Origin of the sequence: Nitrosomonas marina, assembly GCF_900110145.1 — a bacterium.
In the GTDB taxonomy this organism is placed as follows: domain Bacteria; phylum Pseudomonadota; class Gammaproteobacteria; order Burkholderiales; family Nitrosomonadaceae; genus Nitrosomonas; species Nitrosomonas marina.
The window spans coordinates 102,627-121,451 of the sequence record NZ_FOCP01000007.1 but is presented as its reverse complement, the minus strand read 5'-3'; the positions used below and the strand labels follow the sequence as shown (position 1 = coordinate 121,451).

At 43.6% G+C, this 18,825-nt stretch carries 20 protein-coding genes and 1 other RNA gene; 16 read left to right on the top strand and 5 right to left on the bottom strand.

Annotated features, from left to right (window positions below; genetic code table 11):
• Positions 1-4: 4 nt before the first annotated feature.
• The 6 genes from ilvN to BMX44_RS06825 all read left to right on the top strand — a co-directional run bounded on the left by ilvN (position 5) and on the right by BMX44_RS06825 (position 5,622).
• Positions 5-496, top strand: a complete 492-nt coding sequence (gene ilvN / locus BMX44_RS06850) for an acetolactate synthase small subunit (protein ID WP_090630183.1) — start codon at positions 5-7, stop codon at positions 494-496.
• Between the two features lie 96 nt (positions 497-592).
• Entirely contained in the window at positions 593-1,609 is a 1,017-nt protein-coding gene (ilvC, locus tag BMX44_RS06845) for a ketol-acid reductoisomerase (RefSeq protein WP_090630179.1), read from the top strand.
• A 62-nt stretch (positions 1,610-1,671) separates the two neighbouring features.
• Positions 1,672-2,322, top strand: a complete 651-nt coding sequence (locus BMX44_RS06840) for a phosphatidylserine decarboxylase (protein WP_090630174.1) — start codon at positions 1,672-1,674, stop codon at positions 2,320-2,322.
• A gap of 136 nt (positions 2,323-2,458) precedes the next feature.
• The gene (pssA, locus tag BMX44_RS06835; RefSeq protein ID WP_090630170.1) at positions 2,459-3,238 is read left to right on the top strand and encodes a CDP-diacylglycerol--serine O-phosphatidyltransferase; all 780 of its coding nucleotides are present in this window, start codon (positions 2,459-2,461) and stop codon (positions 3,236-3,238) included.
• Between the two features lie 231 nt (positions 3,239-3,469).
• Positions 3,470-5,002, top strand: coding sequence for a 2-isopropylmalate synthase (locus BMX44_RS06830; RefSeq protein ID WP_090630166.1), 1,533 nt, complete (start codon positions 3,470-3,472; stop codon positions 5,000-5,002).
• Positions 5,003-5,169: 167 nt separating this feature from the next.
• Positions 5,170-5,622 (top strand): TlpA family protein disulfide reductase, encoded by a 453-nt coding sequence (locus BMX44_RS06825; protein ID WP_090630162.1) that lies wholly within the window; start codon positions 5,170-5,172, stop codon positions 5,620-5,622.
• A 28-nt stretch (positions 5,623-5,650) separates the two neighbouring features.
• Here BMX44_RS06825 and BMX44_RS06820 read toward each other — a convergent pair whose 3' ends face one another.
• Together BMX44_RS06820 and BMX44_RS06815 are read right to left on the bottom strand one after the other, a co-directional pair.
• Entirely contained in the window at positions 5,651-6,247 is a 597-nt protein-coding gene (locus BMX44_RS06820) for a lytic transglycosylase domain-containing protein (protein ID WP_090630157.1), read from the bottom strand.
• Positions 6,235-7,944 (bottom strand): proline--tRNA ligase, encoded by a 1,710-nt coding sequence (locus BMX44_RS06815; protein ID WP_090630153.1) that lies wholly within the window; start codon positions 7,942-7,944, stop codon positions 6,235-6,237. Before BMX44_RS06815 ends, BMX44_RS06820 begins: the two co-directional genes overlap by 13 nt.
• 222 nt (positions 7,945-8,166) lie before the next feature.
• Between BMX44_RS06815 and BMX44_RS06810 the strand changes: the two genes are divergently transcribed.
• The 10 genes from BMX44_RS06810 to BMX44_RS06765 all read left to right on the top strand — a co-directional run bounded on the left by BMX44_RS06810 (position 8,167) and on the right by BMX44_RS06765 (position 17,649).
• The gene (locus BMX44_RS06810) at positions 8,167-8,664 is read left to right on the top strand and encodes an RNA pyrophosphohydrolase (protein WP_090630149.1); all 498 of its coding nucleotides are present in this window, start codon (positions 8,167-8,169) and stop codon (positions 8,662-8,664) included.
• A gap of 235 nt (positions 8,665-8,899) precedes the next feature.
• Positions 8,900-9,895, top strand: a complete 996-nt coding sequence (locus tag BMX44_RS06805) for a cytochrome-c peroxidase (protein WP_090630144.1) — start codon at positions 8,900-8,902, stop codon at positions 9,893-9,895.
• Positions 9,896-10,184: 289 nt separating this feature from the next.
• A complete protein-coding gene (hfq, locus tag BMX44_RS06800; RefSeq protein ID WP_090630139.1) occupies positions 10,185-10,430 on the top strand; it encodes an RNA chaperone Hfq in 246 nt (81 codons plus the stop codon).
• Positions 10,430-11,584, top strand: a complete 1,155-nt coding sequence (gene hflX, locus BMX44_RS06795) for a GTPase HflX (protein ID WP_090630136.1) — start codon at positions 10,430-10,432, stop codon at positions 11,582-11,584. Before hfq ends, hflX begins: the two co-directional genes overlap by 1 nt.
• Positions 11,585-11,638: 54 nt before the next feature.
• On the top strand, positions 11,639-12,826 hold the full coding sequence (gene hflK / locus BMX44_RS06790) for an FtsH protease activity modulator HflK (RefSeq protein ID WP_090630133.1): 1,188 nt from the start codon (positions 11,639-11,641) through the stop codon (positions 12,824-12,826).
• A 24-nt stretch (positions 12,827-12,850) separates the two neighbouring features.
• Positions 12,851-13,699, top strand: a complete 849-nt coding sequence (hflC, locus tag BMX44_RS06785) for a protease modulator HflC (RefSeq protein ID WP_425433711.1) — start codon at positions 12,851-12,853, stop codon at positions 13,697-13,699.
• Positions 13,700-13,984: 285 nt separating this feature from the next.
• Positions 13,985-14,170 (top strand): DUF2065 domain-containing protein, encoded by a 186-nt coding sequence (locus BMX44_RS06780; protein ID WP_090630125.1) that lies wholly within the window; start codon positions 13,985-13,987, stop codon positions 14,168-14,170.
• A gap of 34 nt (positions 14,171-14,204) precedes the next feature.
• Complete coding sequence (locus tag BMX44_RS06775; RefSeq protein ID WP_090630121.1) at positions 14,205-15,371, top strand: ATP phosphoribosyltransferase regulatory subunit; 1,167 nt, start codon at positions 14,205-14,207, stop codon at positions 15,369-15,371.
• Between the two features lie 22 nt (positions 15,372-15,393).
• Complete coding sequence (locus tag BMX44_RS06770; RefSeq protein WP_090630114.1) at positions 15,394-16,692, top strand: adenylosuccinate synthase; 1,299 nt, start codon at positions 15,394-15,396, stop codon at positions 16,690-16,692.
• Positions 16,693-16,992: 300 nt separating this feature from the next.
• A complete protein-coding gene (locus BMX44_RS06765) occupies positions 16,993-17,649 on the top strand; it encodes a thioredoxin domain-containing protein (RefSeq protein WP_090630110.1) in 657 nt (218 codons plus the stop codon).
• A 384-nt stretch (positions 17,650-18,033) separates the two neighbouring features.
• Here the strand turns inward: BMX44_RS06765 and ssrS are convergent.
• From ssrS to BMX44_RS06750, 3 genes are all read right to left on the bottom strand, one after another.
• Positions 18,034-18,210: non-coding RNA, 6S RNA (gene ssrS, locus BMX44_RS06760), on the bottom strand.
• Positions 18,211-18,276: 66 nt separating this feature from the next.
• Positions 18,277-18,573, bottom strand: a complete 297-nt coding sequence (locus tag BMX44_RS06755; RefSeq protein WP_090630106.1) for a cell division protein ZapA — start codon at positions 18,571-18,573, stop codon at positions 18,277-18,279.
• Positions 18,566-18,763, bottom strand: coding sequence for a hypothetical protein (locus BMX44_RS06750; protein WP_090630102.1), 198 nt, complete (start codon positions 18,761-18,763; stop codon positions 18,566-18,568). Before BMX44_RS06750 ends, BMX44_RS06755 begins: the two co-directional genes overlap by 8 nt.
• Positions 18,764-18,825 lie beyond the last annotated feature (62 nt).

The window sequence follows — 18,825 nt, the reverse complement described above, 5'->3', positions numbered from 1 at the left end:
ACAAATGCGACATATTATTTCACTGTTAATGGAAAATGAAGCGGGCGCGTTATCTCGTGTAGCAGGCCTTTTCTCTGCTCGAGGGTATAATATTGAATCGCTTTCGGTGGCGCCTACCGAAGATCCGACGTTATCTCGGATGACACTGGTAACATCTGGATCCGATGAAGTGATTGAGCAGGTTACTAAGCAGCTTAACAAGTTGATTGAAGTTGTTAAAGTGATCGACCTGAGCGATGGAAATCATATTGAACGTGAGCTGATGCTGGTAAAAGTAAAAGCGGTCGGTGCGGATCGTGATGAAATAAAACGACTGGCCGATATTTTTCGCGGCTGCATTATCGATGTTACGGATAAATCGTATACGATTGAAGTGACGGGAACCAGTTCCAAGCTGGATGCATTTCTGGAAGCTATTGATAATAGCGCTGTGTTAGAGACGGTTCGAACGGGTGCTTCCGGTATTGGACGCGGAGATTGGGTTTTGAAGGTATAATCTGCGTTTATTCTCAACAGATGGCGGTTCAGTTACTCGAGACCAGAAACAGCCTGCCTGGCTTTGGCTGATTGTAATTACTTATAAAGGGAAATAATGAAAGTTTTTTACGATAAAGATGCGGATTTATCTTTGATCAAACAAAAAAAAGTAACCATTGTCGGTTACGGCTCACAAGGACATGCACATGCAAATAACCTGAGTGAATCCGGTGTTCAGGTGACAGTTGGACTGCGTAAAGGAGGAGCATCCTGGGGCAAGGCTGAAAAAGCAGGGCTGAACGTCAAGGATGTAGCGGATTCAGTCAAGGATGCGGATGTCGTCATGGTGCTATTGCCCGACGAACAGATGGCGTCCGTCTATATCAACGAAATTGAACCCGGGTTAAAGCAAAATGCTACATTGGCTTTTGCGCATGGTTTCAATATTCACTATGGCCAGATCTCTCCACGCGATGATCTGGATGTGGTTATGATTGCACCAAAGGGACCTGGTCATCTTGTTCGTTCAACATATCTTCAGGGTGGCGGTGTGCCGTCGCTGATCGCGGTACATCAGGATAAATCCGGTCAAGCCAGAGATGTGGCATTGTCGTATGCAGCTGCGAATGGAGGTACTCGCGGGGGCGTTATTGAAACAAGTTTCCGCGAAGAAACAGAAACCGATTTGTTCGGAGAGCAGGTCGTTTTATGCGGTGGATTGACAGCATTGATTCAGACCGGATTTGAGACGTTGGTTGAGGCAGGCTACGCGCCGGAAATGGCCTATTTCGAGTGTCTGCACGAAGTGAAATTAATTGTGGATTTGATTTACGAGGGCGGTATCGCCAATATGCGTTATTCGATTTCGAACAATGCTGAATATGGTGATATTTCAAGAGGGCCACGAATTATCACAGAGGAAACACGTGCCGAAATGCGGAATATTCTGCGCCAGATACAGACTGGAGAGTATGCCCGTGAATTCATTCTTGAAAACCAGTCAGGTGCATCGATGCTGAAATCAAGCAGACGCCTCGCGTCCGAGCATCAAATTGAACAGGTGGGTACCCAACTGCGCGCTATGATGCCATGGATTAAAAAGAACCAACTGGTCGATCAAGGTAAGAACTAATTCGATGTGATGCGATCATTAAGGTTATGTCGGTTACTACACACTTTTTGTTATAGAGTCTTATGTCAAATTATCCGCATCCATTGATTGCCAGAGAAGGCTGGCTTTTTATCGCGATTGCTTTTCTGGCCGCTATCCTGGTAAACATTTATGCCGGTTTTATCTGGGCGGTATTTTTCTGGTTAATCGCTGTTTTTGTTCTGCAGTTTTTCCGTGACCCACCACGTGAAGTGCCTCTGGTTCCCAACGCAGTACTATCACCAGCCGATGGCAGGGTCGTTGCTGTAGAGCAAGTGCGCGATCCTTATTTAAACCGAGAGGCCGTCAAAGTCAGTGTGTTTATGAATGTTTTTAATGTACATTCCAACCGTAGTCCGGTAGAGGGTAATGTACATGACAAATGGTATTTCCCAGGAAAATTTTTTAATGCGGATTTACCCAAAGCTTCCCTGGAAAATGAACGTAACGCATTATGGATCAAAACCGATGATGGCTCTGATGTGACGTGTGTGCAGGTGGCGGGCCTTATTGCCAAACGAATATTATGCAGTGTAGTACCTGGTGATCATCTGTCTAAAGGCCAACGATTTGGATTCATTCGGTTTGGTTCGCGTGTTGACGTATATTTGCCGCCCGAAACAAAAATTAACGTCAATATTGGTGATAAGGTGTACGCGACGACAACAGTTTTGGCGGAACTAAGAAAAGCATAAACCGTAGGGTTACACGTATTGCTAAATCAGCCGTATTATCCATATCTTCTGTTAGAGGAGTTTGATATTGATTCACGTGATGTCCGAATAATTTGTGGTATAGCATTTTTATTTGATTTTTCTGAGAAATCACAACATGTCTGAATCTCAGCCGGAACCTGTCGTGACACAATCGCGGTTACGCCGCCGCGGTATTTATTTGCTGCCCAATCTGTTTACAACCGCAGCGTTGTTTGCCGGTTTTTATGCGATTGTTCAAGCGATGAACGGGAATTTTGAGCATTCTGCAGTTGCCGTTTTTATTGCTATGGTGCTTGACGGCCTAGACGGCCGTGTTGCAAGAATGACACATTCACAAAGCGAATTTGGCGCTGAATACGACAGTATGTCAGACATGGTTTCATTCGGAGTTGCTCCTGCACTGATAATGTACGAATGGGCGTTAAAAGAAATGGGACAACTGGGTTGGATTACAGCATTTATTTACTGCGCTTGTGCGGCATTGAGACTGGCACGTTTCAATGCCAATATTCATGTTATTGATAAACGGTTTTTTCAAGGGCTACCCAGCCCTGCAGCCGCCGCCCTAATTGCAGCCCTGGTATGGGTGATGCTTGATTTTCAGGTGTCGGGAACTGATATCAAGTGGCTTGCGTTAATTGTGACGCTGTTCGCCGGATTGACCATGGTCAGTAACATTCCCTTTCACAGTGGTAAAGATATTAATCTGAAAAAAAGAGTACCGTTTGTTACAATTTTGCTGCTGGTACTGTTCTTTTTCGTATTAATTCCAAGTCATCCGCCTGTGGTGTTATTTTGTCTGTTTTTGGGATATGCGTTGTCAGGATATATAATTAAAGTATGGCGGTTCGGTAAGAGCAGAAAAAAAAATGATTCTTCGGATTTATCATCATAGCTATTGCACAAAATAAAAAAAGTATTTATATTTCTGAATTATGATGTGTATACCATTCTCATATCCTAATTATTTCCTTGCCCTGTTGCCAAGTTCTTTAGAATTCTGGTGGCTGCTGCGCCTTGTGCGCTGAATATCTAGAATCCCTCCTTTTTCTTTCAAACTTATAAAATCCCACTGAACGGGTTTTATATCCCGAGTATGATATTTCATCCAGGAACGGAGCTACAGATGCAAGAACATTTAATTATTTTTGATACGACATTGCGTGATGGTGAGCAAAGCCCAGGTGCTTCCATGACCAAGGAAGAGAAGGTGCGCATTGCATGGCAACTGGAGCAAATGGGTGTAGATGTGATTGAAGCAGGCTTTCCTGCAGCGTCTAATGGTGATTTTGAGGCGGTCAGGGCTGTGGCCGAATCGGTCAAGGAAAGTATAGTTTGCGGTTTGGCACGTGCAATAGAGGCGGATATCAGACGAACAGGGGATGCCCTTGATAATACCGGCCCTTCGCGTATTCATACATTCATTGCGACGTCTCCCATCCATATGAAAAATAAACTGCGTATGTCGCCAGAGCAGGTGATAGAGCAAGCGGTTAAAGCAATCAAATGGGCAAGTGAATATACCGACAATATCGAATTTTCACCTGAAGATGCGGGACGTTCTGAAATTGATTTTTTATGCAGAATCATTGAGAAAGTTATCGAGGCTGGAGCTAAAACAATTAATATTCCGGATACTGTTGGTTATACCATGCCTGAGCAATTTGGCAAATTAATCCGTACATTGCGTGAAAGGATACCCAATTCGGACCGGGCTGTTTTTTCAGTCCACTGTCACAATGATCTTGGACTTGCTGTCGCAAACTCATTATCAGCAGTATTGAATGGAGCGCGCCAGGTTGAGTGCACCATTAACGGACTTGGTGAACGCGCTGGAAACGCATCATTGGAGGAAATCGTAATGGCTGTTCGAACACGCCAGGATTACTTCACGTGTGATACAAAAATCAACACGAAACACATCGTGCCAGCCAGTAAACTCGTTTCAGGTATTACAGGTTTTCCTGTGCAACCCAATAAGGCGATTGTGGGTGCCAATGCATTTGCGCACGAGTCTGGCATTCACCAGGATGGTGTATTAAAGCATCGTGAAACTTATGAAATTATGCGAGCAGAAGACGTGGGTTGGGGAGCGAATAAATTGCTGCTCGGCAAACATTCCGGTCGTAATGCGTTTCGTAGCCGGTTAAAAGAGCTCGGTATTGAGCTGGATTCTGAAGAAGTGCTGAACAATACATTTATGCGATTTAAAGAGTTAGCAGATAAAAAGCATGAAATTTTTGATGAGGACCTGCAGGCGTTGGTTTCGGATGAAGCGCTTGTGCCGCAGGAACGGTATCGTCTGTTGTCTTTAAAAATACGTTGTGAAACGGGTGAAACTCCATATGCTTGTATCGTTATTTCCGATCATGGTAATGAAATGCAGGCGGAATCGGACGGTAGCGGTCCGGTTGACGCGACATTTTGCGCCATAGAAAAACTCCTGAGAAGCGGAGCGCAGCTTCAACTGTTTTCGGTTAACAATATTACCAGTGGAACCGATGCACAAGGAGAAGTGACTGTCCGTTTACAAAAATCCGATCGTATCGTCAACGGTCATGGCGCAGATACGGATATAGTCGTCGCTTCTGCTAAGGCTTATTTGAGTGCACTGAATAAATTGCACAGCAAGCTGGAACGCGCGCACCCACAGGTATAGAATATCGCTATTACCCTGGTTGCTGGCGACAGCGCCATAATTGAAAATGCGGTGCAGGAATTGAAATGAAGACCAGACGGATTCCTGGAAGACATTGAGAGACAGTGGCGCTGACTGTTTTAGAGCTGTAGGTGTTTTGACTAAAAATTAAAAGGTAACGACTAAGCATGTCCGGACGAATTTTCAGTTTTTCGTGTGGTATTCTGATGCTGTTGCTCGCGATTGAAATCCAGGCATTTCAATTCAAAGACACTGACGGAAAAGTCCATGCGCTGGCTGACTATAAGGGGCGCTGGGTAATTGTCAATTTCTGGGCAACATGGTGTCCTCCCTGCCTGGAGGAAATTCCTGACCTGATAGCTTTGTATGAAGACCGTAAGGATGTGATGGTAATTGGTGTTGCCATGGAGTTTACTGATCCGGCCGTGGTAATGGAATTTGCCCGGTCTTTGGAAATTACTTATCCGACAGTGCTTGGTAACAGGCGAATAGCTTCGCAGCTAGATGATATTTCACTGCTGCCAAGCACCTATTTTTTTGATCCTGAGGGAAAGCCTGCTGCTCGTCAGCGAGGGATCGTAACGCGTGAGAGCATCGAGGATTTTATCAACTCAAGATAAAGCCTGCGTCGAACATCGATCGCCTCGTTTATATGGCTGGTTGTGAATATTGCCAGGTGCTGTGTAATAAATTAAATACAAGCTGTGGGTATGTGGCTTGTCCCAGACTGCCATTGTAACGGCCGAGTGCGCGAAAATAGTCACCGTTTTCTTTGTTGAGATAATGCCTGAGTATCATGCAGCCATATCTTAAATTGACACGAAGATGAAACAGGTTATGCGTTTCGTCTCCGATTGTTTCAATCCAGAATGGCATAATTTGCATATATCCTCGCGCACCGGCATGAGATATAGCGTATTTCCTAAATCCGCTTTCAACCTGAATTACACTGAGCACAAGCTGTGGATCGAGACCGGCACGTGCTGCTTCATAATAAACGGTTCGTAAAAATGATTCGCGTTCGTCCTTATTTGGTTTAAAGCGTTTAAGGCGTTCGCTCATTACAGTTAGCCATGTATTGTCTGTCGCTAGCTTGGCATATTCCTGGTTAGTCACTGCAATATCATTAATCTCCGTTTGTGTGAAGATTTGCGTGCTGATAATGACGTGTTCATAACGCTGAATGCTGGCGTATGCGGTGACAGGAAGTAATAAGAGTAAAAAAATAGCTGTTAAGTGATACATAGTTTTGCTTTGACAAAAGTGTTGATTTCATCCAGGGCGACTGTTTGTGCTTCTTGATCGGTGCGTCCTTTATATTCAACGCATGACTGTTTTAAACTGCGTTCACTGACGACGATCCGGTGAGGTATGCCAATCAACTCCATGTCGGCAAACATGACACCAGGCCGCTCATTGCGGTCATCCAGCAATACATCAATGCTTGCGCCTAAAAATTGCGTATAAAGTTTTTCAACTTCGGAACGTACCTGTTCACTTTTATGCATACCGATGGGGATAATAGCCAGTTGGAACGGCGCCATGGATTCAGGAAAAATAATACCTTGATCATCATTATTTTGCTCTATTGCCGCTGCAACGATACGAGAAATACCAATGCCATAACAACCCATTTCAAGGTTTAGGGCCTGTCCGTGCTCATTCAGATATTGCGCTTTCATCATCTCTGAATATTTTGTGCGCAATTTGAATATGTGACCTACTTCTATACCTCGACAGATTTCCAGAACTCCTTTGCCATCAGGTGATAACTCACCTGCGGTTACGTTGCGAATATCAAATACATGCTGAGGCCGCTCAAGATCACGCCCAAAGTTGACATTTATGAAATGAAAACCTTTCTCATTGGCGCCACAGACGAAATTATTTATATCCATGACTGCGGTATCAGCAATAACTGTAGTTTTCAGTCCCACGGGCCCGATATAGCCCGGAACTGTGCCGGTTTCATTCTGGATAGCTGCCTCATCGGCCATCTCATAATCAGTTAAAAAAGGTATTTTCCGAACCTTGAGTTCATTTAGCTGATGATCGCCTCGTAATAATAATAAGTACAATGTGCCGCTTGCAGAGACTGCGAGTGTTTTAATCGTTTTGTGTAGCGGTATAGCAAGAAAATCCGCAACTTCAGTGCAGGTTTTCTGATCGGGAGTGGATATTTTTTGTATTTCATCGACTGGATCTTCCGGTGTTGTATCAGGTAACCGCGATGTGGCAAGTTCTATATTTGCAGCATAATCCGAGTCAGGGCAAAAAACTATGATGTCTTCTCCCGATTCTGCCAAAACGTGAAATTCATGTGACCCGCTTCCGCCAATAGCGCCTGGATCAGCCGAAACAGAACGGAAGTTGAGCCCAAGCCGGGTAAAAATCCGGCTATAAGTTTCATGCATTAGTTGATATGTGTCATCCAGACTGGTGGGATTGGCATGAAATGAATAGGCGTCTTTCATTAGAAATTCCCGTGCCCGCATGACCCCAAAACGGGGTCTGATTTCATCGCGGAATTTTGTTTGTATTTGATAAAAATTGAGTGGCAGTTGACGATAACTGCTGATCTCACGACGGGCAATATCAGTAATAATCTCTTCGTGGGTCGGGCCAAAGCAAAAATCATGATCATGGCGGTCTTTTATTTTTAACATTTGTGGGCCAAACACATCCCACCTGCCTGATTCTTGCCATAATTCGGCAGGCTGTATGGCTGGCATAAGCAGTTCGATAGCACCACTTCGATTCATTTCTTCGCGGACGATAGACTCAATTTTCCGTAAAACCTTCAGGCCGATCGGCATCCATGTATATAGACCGCTGCCCAGTCGTTTAATCAACCCTGCACGTAGCATCAGCTTGTGACTGATAAGTTCGGCTTCAGCAGGTGCTTCTTTAAGCGTGGAGATAAAAAATTGCGAGACGCGCATGCCAGATTCCATTATGATTAAAAAGGAAGCAATTCTACCGTGAATTGTATTTGCAGGTATAAATAGTCATTCTTGTTTGTAACACAGGGATTATTCTTGATTTCACATAGAATAAATGCTTATTGCGTCGGTTTAATCTATTGCTGTTTCAATGATACTTTTAATCTGCACCAAAGTATGAAAAAATCCACATTATTTTAATGGGTCAGATGGATTGTTTGCATGATTGACCGTAATGGATATCGCCCAAATGTCGGCATTATTTTGCTAAATTCGAAAAATGAGGTGTTTTGGGGAAAACGAATCAGGCAAAATTCATGGCAATTTCCACAAGGGGGCATAAAATCGGGAGAGAGCCCTGAGCAGGCTATGTATCGGGAATTGGCCGAAGAGGTCGGTTTGCTTCCCGACCATGTCAAGATTGTAGGTCGTACCCGAGATTGGTTGCGTTACGAGGTGCCAGAAAAATGGATCAGACGCGAATGGCGTGGGAACTATAAAGGACAAAAGCAGATCTGGTATTTGTTGCGACTGATTGGCAAGGACAGTGATGTGTCTTTGCGTAAAAGCGCCCATCCCGAGTTTGATGCTTGGCGGTGGAACCAATACTGGGTGGAACTTGATTCCGTGGTTGAATTTAAACGTAAGGTATATAAGCAGGCATTGACGGAGCTGTCTCGCTTGTTGTCTGTTAACGTGGAGAACACGACTGATAAATAGCGATACTTCGGCATGTCTGGTCTGGTTATTGTAGGTTTGTGTGTATGGATCGAAAAAGTTTATAGAAATGGAAAGATTTTTCGTGCGTATCCTTTACTTTAAGGATACGCAGGACAATAACAAGAGGAACAGGGGCAGGATCATGCTCCTTTTTTATTGAGTTCCCGCTGAATTTTTATATTAGGCGTAATCGGCTGCGCCTTTATTAGCCGTAGGAATTTAAGGGAGATTATCGATGATGATACGTACACTGATGGCATCGTTGCTATTAATCAGCACGCTTGCCGTTTCGTTCACTGTGTCTGCTTCAAATGAACCAATTCAACCCATCAAGGCTGTTACACCAAAAGAGCCTGCTCTTGTAGAGTTAGGTAAAATGTTGTTTTTTGATCCGCGATTATCCAAGTCAGGCTGGATTTCCTGTAACTCATGTCATAATTTGAGCATGGGTGGAACAGATAATATTCCGACATCAATAGGTCATGCCTGGCAGCAGGGACCAATTAACGCGCCGACAGTGTTGAATTCAAGCATGAATCTTGCGCAATTTTGGGATGGGCGCGCTAAAGATTTGAAAGAGCAAGCTGGCGGGCCAATCGCGAATCCAGGTGAAATGGCTTCTACACATGAACTGGCTGTTAGTGTTTTAAATTCGATACCGCAATATCGGGCAAAATTTGAAAAGGCTTTTGGCTCTGATAAGGTTGATATCGATCGTGTGACGACGGCAATTGCTGCGTTTGAGGAAACTTTGGTTACCCCGGGATCACGCTTCGATAAATGGCTTGAGGGAGACAATAACGCACTGAATAAACAAGAGCTTGATGGTTACAAGCTATTCAAGAGCAGTGGCTGTACAGGTTGTCACAATGGTCCAGCTGTGGGTGGGGCTCTCTACCAAAAATTTGGTGTTCATCATCAGTACAAAACGGATAGTAAAATTGAGGGTCGTAAAGCTGTAACCGGCAAAGATACGGATTTAAATGTTTTCAAAGTGCCAACGTTGCGCAATATCGAATTGACCTATCCCTATTTTCATGACGGTGCGGTTTGGACGCTTGAGGAAGCTGTTAAAATAATGGGTAAGCTGCAGCTCGACCGTGATTTCAATAAAAAAGAGATCGACAGCATTGTCGCCTTTCTGAAAACACTCACAGGCGAACAACCTGATATTCAATTACCTATTCTTCCACCATCCAATAACGATACACCAAGACCCCAGCCATTTTAGGGATTAAATGACTTGGTTTGTTTCAGAAAAGGAAGTAAACTATTTTGTCAGTTAGTTAGTATTTCCCAGGCTGTTTAATCAGTCTGGGTATCTTGATAACATGAAGCAATTGCTTTATTTAACCGGGCTGGGAATCATTTTAGCCTTACGCTTTTTAATTATATTGAGGTGCTAATGACTTGCTAAGAAAAACTAGTATTCTGAAAAGTATCAGGGGTACTGGATTTGCAAATCAAAATCAAGTAGAGTCATTACTCCTATAATTAATAATTAAAACAGGGAGCCACGCATGGGTACCAAGGGCCAGTTATTGCAGGATCCGTTTCTGAATATTTTGCGTAAAGAACATATACCTGTATCGATTTATTTAGTAAACGGCATTAAATTGCAAGGACATATTGATTCTTTTGATCAATATGTTGTGTTGTTAAAAAATTCGGTGACACAAATGGTATATAAACATGCTATATCAACTGTCGTACCTGCGAGAGCAGTGACCCTGCCTATTGAAGTTCCTGAATCGAGAGATACTTAATGCCTGACAGGTCAGGTATTCAACATACACGAAACATGAATGCCGCGATCTTGGTCAATCTGGACTTTGGTGACGGCATGAGCAAAGAACGCCTGCAAGAATTGCAGCAGCTTGCAGCCAGCGATCAGATTACAGTGTGTGCTGTCGTTGAAGGAAAACGTATATGCCCAGATGCGAAAACATATGTAGGCAGCGGAAAAGTTGCAGAAATTGAGCAACTGCTCACAAGCGCTGGTGCTAACATGGTAATTTTTAATCATGATCTCAGTCCTGCACAGCAACGTAACTTGGTGCAGCAGCTGGATTGTCCAGTAGTTGATCGTACCAGTTTGATACTGGACATTTTTGCGCAGAGAGCCAAGAGTCACGAAGGAAAATTGCAGGTTGAACTGGCGCAACTAGAACATCTGGCAACACGATTAGTCCGTGGTTGGACTCACTTGGAACGACAAAAAGGTGGCATCGGTCTGCGTGGACCAGGAGAAACGCAGCTGGAAACAGATCGTCGCTTATTGAGAAAGCGTGTCAAACTGCTTAAGGAAAAGCTAGTGAATCTGGAGCGCCAACGCAAGGTTCAACGTCGTTCTAGAAGACGATCAAAAGTTTTGTCGGTTTCCATAGTAGGTTATACCAATGCAGGGAAATCAACGTTATTTAATCGGCTGACGAGATCAGAAACATATGCAGCGGATCAATTGTTTGCGACACTGGATACGACAACGAGAAAACTGTTCATTCCTGAGCGCGGCCCGGTCGTCATTTCGGACACAGTAGGGTTTATTCGAGAATTACCTCATACACTGGTTGCAGCATTTCGGGCAACTCTTGAAGAGACTGTAGAGGCCGACATATTGTTGCATGTCGTGGATACTTGCAGTCCAAATAAAGATGAGCAGATAGAAGAAGTAAATAAACTTTTGGCGGAAATAGGAGCAGACAAAATTCCCCAAATTATGGTGTATAACAAAATTGATTTATGCGATTCGCCAGCAAAGTGCGTGGGTTTTATGCGGGATGAATATGATAGAATATCGCGCATACGACTAAGTGCTAAAACAGGGGAGGGGCTGGATTTTATTAGACAGGCCCTGTCTGAGGCGCTTTCGGAAGAAGTTGAATCAATGAATAAGACGCTGGCGGGCTGTAATAATTGAGCGCGGAAGTGCTGTGGTTTGATTTAATTTTAAACAAATGAAACAGGAAGAATTATGGGTTTAAATGATCCTCAATGGGGAAAAAACAAAGGTGATTCCGGGCCACCTGATCTGGATGAGGTTTTACGTAACGTTAATAAAAAAATTAATAACATATTTGGTTCTAAGGAAGGCAAAGGCGGTGGCGGTTCACGAGGTAAAGAGCCAAAGCAGCACAGCCGCGGTAGTATTATTCTGATCCTGGGTTTATTGCTTGTTGTCTGGGTTGCCAGTGGGTTTTATATTGTCAACGAAGGTCACCGAGGTGTCGTTTTGCGTTTTGGCGCATATGTCAATACGACTCCGGCTGGTTTGCGTTGGCATTTGCCATATCCGATTGAGCAAGTTGAGCTTGTTAATGTCAGCCAGGTCCGTACGGTAGAAATCGGTTATCGTAATAACGTCAGAAGTAAAGTTTTGCGCGAGTCACTGATGCTGACTGACGATGAGAATATTATTGATATACAGTTTGCTGTACAGTATATCTTGAATGATCCAGAAAAATTTCTGTTCAATAATAGGGACCCAGACGATTCCGTACTACAGGCTGCTGAAACGGCGATCAGGCAGATCATCGGTAAAAGTAAAATGGACTATGTTCTATACGAAGGTCGTGAGCAGGTTGCGTCGGCTGCAACAGTTTTGATGCAGGAAATTCTTGACCGCTACCAGGTCGGTATAGCAATCAGTAGAGTAACAATGCAGAATGCGCAACCGCCTGAACAGGTCCAGGCAGCTTTCGATGATGCTGTTAAAGCTGGCCAGGATAGAGAGCGCCAAAAGAATGAAGGTCAGGCATATGCTAATGATGTAATACCAAGGGCGCGAGGTGAAGCTGAACGCTTGATTGAACAATCGCAAGGTTATAAAGCGCGCGTTGTTTCAAGTGCAATAGGTGATGCGAGCCGTTTTGAACAAATTCTTCAGGAATACAGCAAGGCACCGGGCGTGACTCGTGAGCGTCTTTATCTGGATATGATGCAGCAGGTACTGTCCAGCACCAGTAAAATTATGGTCGATCAGCAAAGCGGCAACAATTTGTTGTACCTGCCTCTGGATAAGTTAATTGGCAGTGGCTCAGCCTCAACAGGCTCGCCTGCAAAGAATACAACACAATCATCCATGGTACCTGAGACGATGACAGACAATAATAGTATCCGGTCGCGCGAGTCGTTTCGTGGACGCGAAAGGGAGATGAGATAAATGAAAAGTGTTACATCAGTTTTAATGGGTATTGTAGTGGTGGGTTTTTTGCTGGCCACTTCTGCAATTTATATTGTCGATGAAAGACAGCAGGCAATTTTGTTCCAACTGGGTGAGGTTGTCGATGTCAAAACTGAGCCTGGTTTGTATTTCAAGATTCCAATCGCACAAAATGTACGTTTTTTTGAAAAGCGTATTTTAACGATGGATTCAGAGGAGCCGGAGCGCTTTATTACTTCTGAGAAAAAGAACGTTCTTGTGGATCTGTTTGTAAAATGGCGTATCATCGATGTGAAACAATATTTCATTAGTGTCCGCGGAGATGAAAGCTTGGCACAGATCCGTCTGGCACAAACAATCAACGCGAGCTTACGTGACGAATTTGGTAATCGAACGGTTCATGACGTGGTGTCCGGTGAAAGGGACGTGATCATGGAGATTATGCGTCAGAAAGCTGATGTCGATGCACGAACCATTGGCGTAGAGGTGGTTGACGTGCGCTTGAAACGTGTAGATTTGCCGCAGGAAGTAAGCGAGTCTGTCTATCGCAGAATGGAGGCAGAACGTAAGCGCGTAGCGAATGAACTCCGTTCGACGGGTGCAGCCGAATCAGAAAAAATTCGTGCTGACGCAGATCGCCAGCGTGAAGTTATTTTGGCAGAAGCCTATCGGGAGGCCCAGACAACTATGGGTGAGGGAGACCGGGAAGCTGCAGCGATCTATGCGAGTGCATTTGAACAAGATGCTGAATTTTATTCATTCTGGCGTAGTATGGATGCCTACAAAAATACCTTTAAGCATAAAAACGATATGATGGTATTGGAGCCTAAATCAGAATTTTTCAAGTATCTTAAAGATCCGACTAGCAATTGATTCGTGATGGCAAAAATTTTGTTGAGAGACAATTTTTATACAAGCTTTACTGATTCGATAGCTAAACCTGTTGCTTCGTTGTGGCAGTAATTACGTTCGTGACAGAATAGTGAATCTGATTGATTATTGGTATATCAGCTTTTTACCTAGATCAGTTTATCAATAAAACAAAAGGCGCTCGCTGAAGAAGATAGTTTTACTTCCATTTGCGGCGCCTTTGTTTTTTTACAGCGTAATAATCCTATAAATTTCAACTATTCTGAGTTTGGTGAGGGGAAGTGTTTTATGTTTGAGACTTTTCTGATGGCATTTGCACTTATGCTGATTCTAGAAGGTTTGTTACCATTCATTTCGCCACGCATTTGGCGTGAGACATTCAAGAAATTAACTGAGATACATGATGGTCAGATTCGATTTATCGGATTGACATCAATGCTCATCGGGTTGGCGTTGTTTTTGATACTGAGCTGATTTTTTAAATTTTACTCATTTCTATAGTTTTACCATGCGTAACTGGCTACTGCCTGAGTATATTGAAGATATTCTGCCTGCAGAGGCGTTGCATATTGAAACGATGCGACGACGCATTATTGATTTGCTGCTGCTCCATGGCTATCAACAGGTTTTTCCGCCCTTACTCGAATATGAGGAATCTTTGTTGACCGGTAGTGGAAGCGACATGAGTCTGCAAATGTTCAAGGTAATTGATCAGCTTAGTGGCAGAATGATGGGTTTGCGTGCTGATATGACTCCACAAGTAGCGCGGATTGATGCGCATTTATTAAACTGTGATGGTATCACTCGGCTCTGTTATGCGAACAGTGTGTTACATACGGTCCCAATCAGTCTGACACAAACACGTGAACCGTTACAGGTCGGTGCAGAGCTTTATGGTCATGGGGGGATGGAAAGCGACATTGAAATCCAGCAGTTGATGTTGGCATGTCTTGCGATTGCCGGACTGAATCAAGTACATCTGGATCTTGGACATGTGGCAGTCTTCAGAGGAATTATCAAAAATGCCAATATTTCATCAGAAATGGAAGCTGAACTGTTTACAGTACTGCAGGCAAAAGATATTTCTGCGCTGAAAGAAATTTGTCGAAAACTTAAACAAAGTACGCGGGAGGCATTGTTGTTACTGCCCGAATTATATGGCGGTATAGAAATTTTACAGGAGGCAAAGAAGCGTCTGCCTTCGCAGAATGAAATTTTATCAGCCATTGATCAGCTCGAGTGGATCAGTGAAGAACTCGAGCCGATTGTGGAAACCGTTGCCTTTGATTTGGCAGATTTGCGTGGGTATCACTATCATACTGGCATGGTTTTTGCCGCATACGCACGAGGCTGTTCGAATGCCATCGCACTGGGCGGGCGATATGATGAGATTGGTAAGGCATTTGGCAGGGCTAGGCCTGCTACTGGCTTCAGCATGGATTTGCGTGAGTTATCCAGGCTTGTTGAGCAAAAATCATATCCGAAGGGTATAAGTGCTCCCTATAACAAAAAAGACAAGGAATTGAATTCTATAATAGCGCGTTTACGTCAGGAAGGGCATATTGTCATCATTGAATTACCGGGGCAATCAGAAGTTGCCTTGAATTGTGACAGACGACTTGTCATGCATAACGGTACGTGGAATGTAGAGCAGATTGAATTCATTGAAAATTAGAGGATGAATCAAGAGATTTTGTATGGTAACTAAAAATGTTGTTGTGATTGGCACACAATGGGGAGATGAGGGCAAAGGGAAAGTTGTTGACTGGTTGACAGATCATGCCCAGGGTGTAGTTCGCTTTCAAGGCGGTCACAATGCGGGTCATACACTAGTAATTGGCGAAAACAAAACAATTCTGCATTTGATTCCGTCAGGAATTTTACGCGATGATGTGATCTGCTACATAGGAAATGGCGTAGTCGTGTCGCCTGAAGCGCTATTAAAAGAAGTAGACATGCTTGAGCAAATGGATGTTGATATCAATGGTCGGCTACGTATCAGTGAAGCATGTCCGCTGATATTACCTTGCCACACCGCACTTGATCATGCCCGCGAGCGTGCCAGAGGTGTGAGTAAAATTGGTACAACCGGACGTGGTATCGGTCCGGCCTATGAAGATAAAGTTGCGCGTCGTGCAATACGGTTGCAGGATTTGTTTCATAGAGACAGACTTGCAGCAAAACTGGGTGAAGTATTGGATTATCATAATTTTGTTTTAAAAAACTATTTCAATGCATCTATAGTCGATTTTCAGAAAACGCTGGATGATTTGATTATGCAGTCAGAGCGCATAAAACCGTGGATCGCAGACATACCTCAACTTTTATTTGATGCTTGTAAGGCTGGTAATAATCTATTGTTTGAAGGTGCTCAGGGAACGCTGCTGGATATTGATCATGGTACTTACCCCTTTGTAACATCCAGTAATTGTACAGCTGGAGCAGCAGCAGCCGGGAGTGGGGTTGGGCCGCAGATGCTGCATTATGTGCTAGGTATTACTAAAGCCTATACAACTCGCGTTGGTTCCGGTCCGTTTCCTACAGAACTGGAAGATGAAATTGGCCATCGTCTGGCTGAACGTGGCCATGAGTTTGGTTCGACAACAGGTCGTCCAAGACGCTGTGGTTGGTTTGATGCTGTTGCAATGAGGCGATCAATACAGATTAATGGTGTGACAGGACTGTGTATGACCAAGCTAGATGTACTGGATGGTGTGGAGGTATTGAATATCTGTGTTGGCTACCGATTGAGTAGTGGCAAAAAATCTGATGTGTTGCCGGTAGGGGCGGATGATTTGCATCAATGCGAGCCAATTTATGAAGAGATTCCGGGGTGGTCAGCCGGGACAGGTGGTATCCAGAATTTTAGCCAATTGCCCAAAGCGGCTCAAAATTATTTAAAGAGAATTGAAGATATATGTCAGACGCCGATTGACATGATTTCTACAGGCCCGGATCGAAAGGACACCATTGTTTTACGTCATCCATTTGAATAATCGGAAGAGTGTCATTCATTAGGGTCATATTTCAGTATAACGTTTGGTAATTGAACACGTGGCAATATTTGTAGATCAATGGAGTTCAGCATAATGAAAAATATGACTGAAGCTGGCTAGCAGGTATTTAATTCATTTTGAGTTTAAAATTTGAACAGACAGGTACATCGAGTCACAAAATATTTCGACTGTTATTTGGGTTCAATTGTAACGATCCATTCATTCTGCTAGGGTTTCATTTACACAAATTCTTGGTGACGTTCATTCTTCTGAAAATCTCAATTCTTAGAGTAAATATGCATGAATAATTTATACCTTACTGATGTGGCTGTAGATACATGGGTGCAAGACGGTCCGGCAAGGATGGAGGATTTACTGGGCTCCGTAGTGCTGATTGAGGTTTTTCAGGTAAATTGCCCGGGTTGTTTTTTGTATGCACTTCCGAATGCAATACAACTCCATGAAAAATATAGTGACCATGGCCTTGTAATAGTTGCCCTGGCAACTGCTTTTGAAGATTATGATAAAAATACATTGGAAAATCTTCGTCAGCTTGTTGGAACCGGAGAGGTGATCGGGGAAACACTTAAAGCACTCAATCAACGCGGCTTGCTGGTTGATCATTCCAAACTGCCATGGAGACTTCCTTTTGCAGTGGGTATGGATCGAATAGAACCGGATAATGAGCCGGTAACAGAAGAACGTGTGCTGGCTTACGCGCGACAGTTACTGGAGCAATTTGATCAGTTGCGAGAGGATCAACAGCAGGCAATCAAGAACCAAATCCAGACTTTTCTTGAACAAAAACATATGAAAGCTGAAACATTTGAGCGTTTCTCATTACAAGGGACGCCTTCGGCTATTCTGTTTGACAGAAAAGGAACGCTACAGGATGTATCATTTGGTCAAGTTGCTCATAAACAGTCAGCCATTGAACAGCTTTTGGCCCAAAATTGAATATGCTGATTATCAAAGCTAGCAACATTATGATAAGTGCATAAAGTTTCATGCCAGATTAATCGGTAGTTTTGAGAGATCTTCCTGCCAGCATTTTGCAGAATTCAGTTTTGCCGGCCATGGAACTGTCAGGGAAGCTGACACACTGTTTTACATGCTTATATGTACACACCGCTTATATGTACACACCGCTTATATGTACACACCATATATCCCGTCCATTCAGACTGTTTGCGGTTCGGAGGAAATGTGTTGACCCACACATAATAGTACATTTTTCAGAGCAGGCCAGCTGCTGAATGGATTATTTAATCTGTGCCTGAATATAATGCAAGCTCTTAAAACAACAGTCTTAACTGGAACGGGTGCAGATTAAAATAAAAGGGGCTCCCCGCAGATGCCGTCAGGCCATCATCTTGAACCTGATGGTTCAAGGTGGTCGTTTCCCGGGTACATCAGGCAAGCCCGTACAGGCTCGCACACCAGCACCACTTTAGTCAACAACCAAATATGATAATTGGTTCAAAGAATTTCAGCCTTAAACGTACATAGCAGGGAGCTATTTTTATTAAACGGATATATGCTTGATCACTAATAAACAGATACGCTGATTATCAAACATCAAAGCTATTTCTTAATCAATACATCATTAATTCTTTTACGTATATGGGCTATTCTACGCTTAATCTCGTCAATGTCAAAGCCGCTTGATTGGCGCAGAACAAGCAGTTCGTGCGCTATGCTCAGTGCGGCGGCAATAACAATTCGGTCAGAATCAATCATTTTGCCCTCCTGCCTGATTTTTTGAATTTTGCTTTCCAGTAATTCTGCAGCTAATAATAGTTCGGCGCGTTCTTGCTCGGAACAGCTGATATTGAAATCGCGTCCCATGATTGTGACTTTTAGAATATCTTCCTTATTCATGATCAGGTAGATGCTGTAAAAGGATTTCTAGACGACTGCTGGCAATATGAATTTTTTCTGTTAATTTTTCGTTCCTGGCACTGGTTTCTGCAAGCTGCTGACGTAGCTTTGTATTTTCAATGCTGATCTCCTGATACAGGCGTATGAGCCGGTCGACTTCCTCCGCTAGAAATTTGAGTTCTGAGTCCATGAATATCCTAGGAAGATCTGCAAGACAATGCTCAGGTAAGACTATTCGACAATAGGGATTAC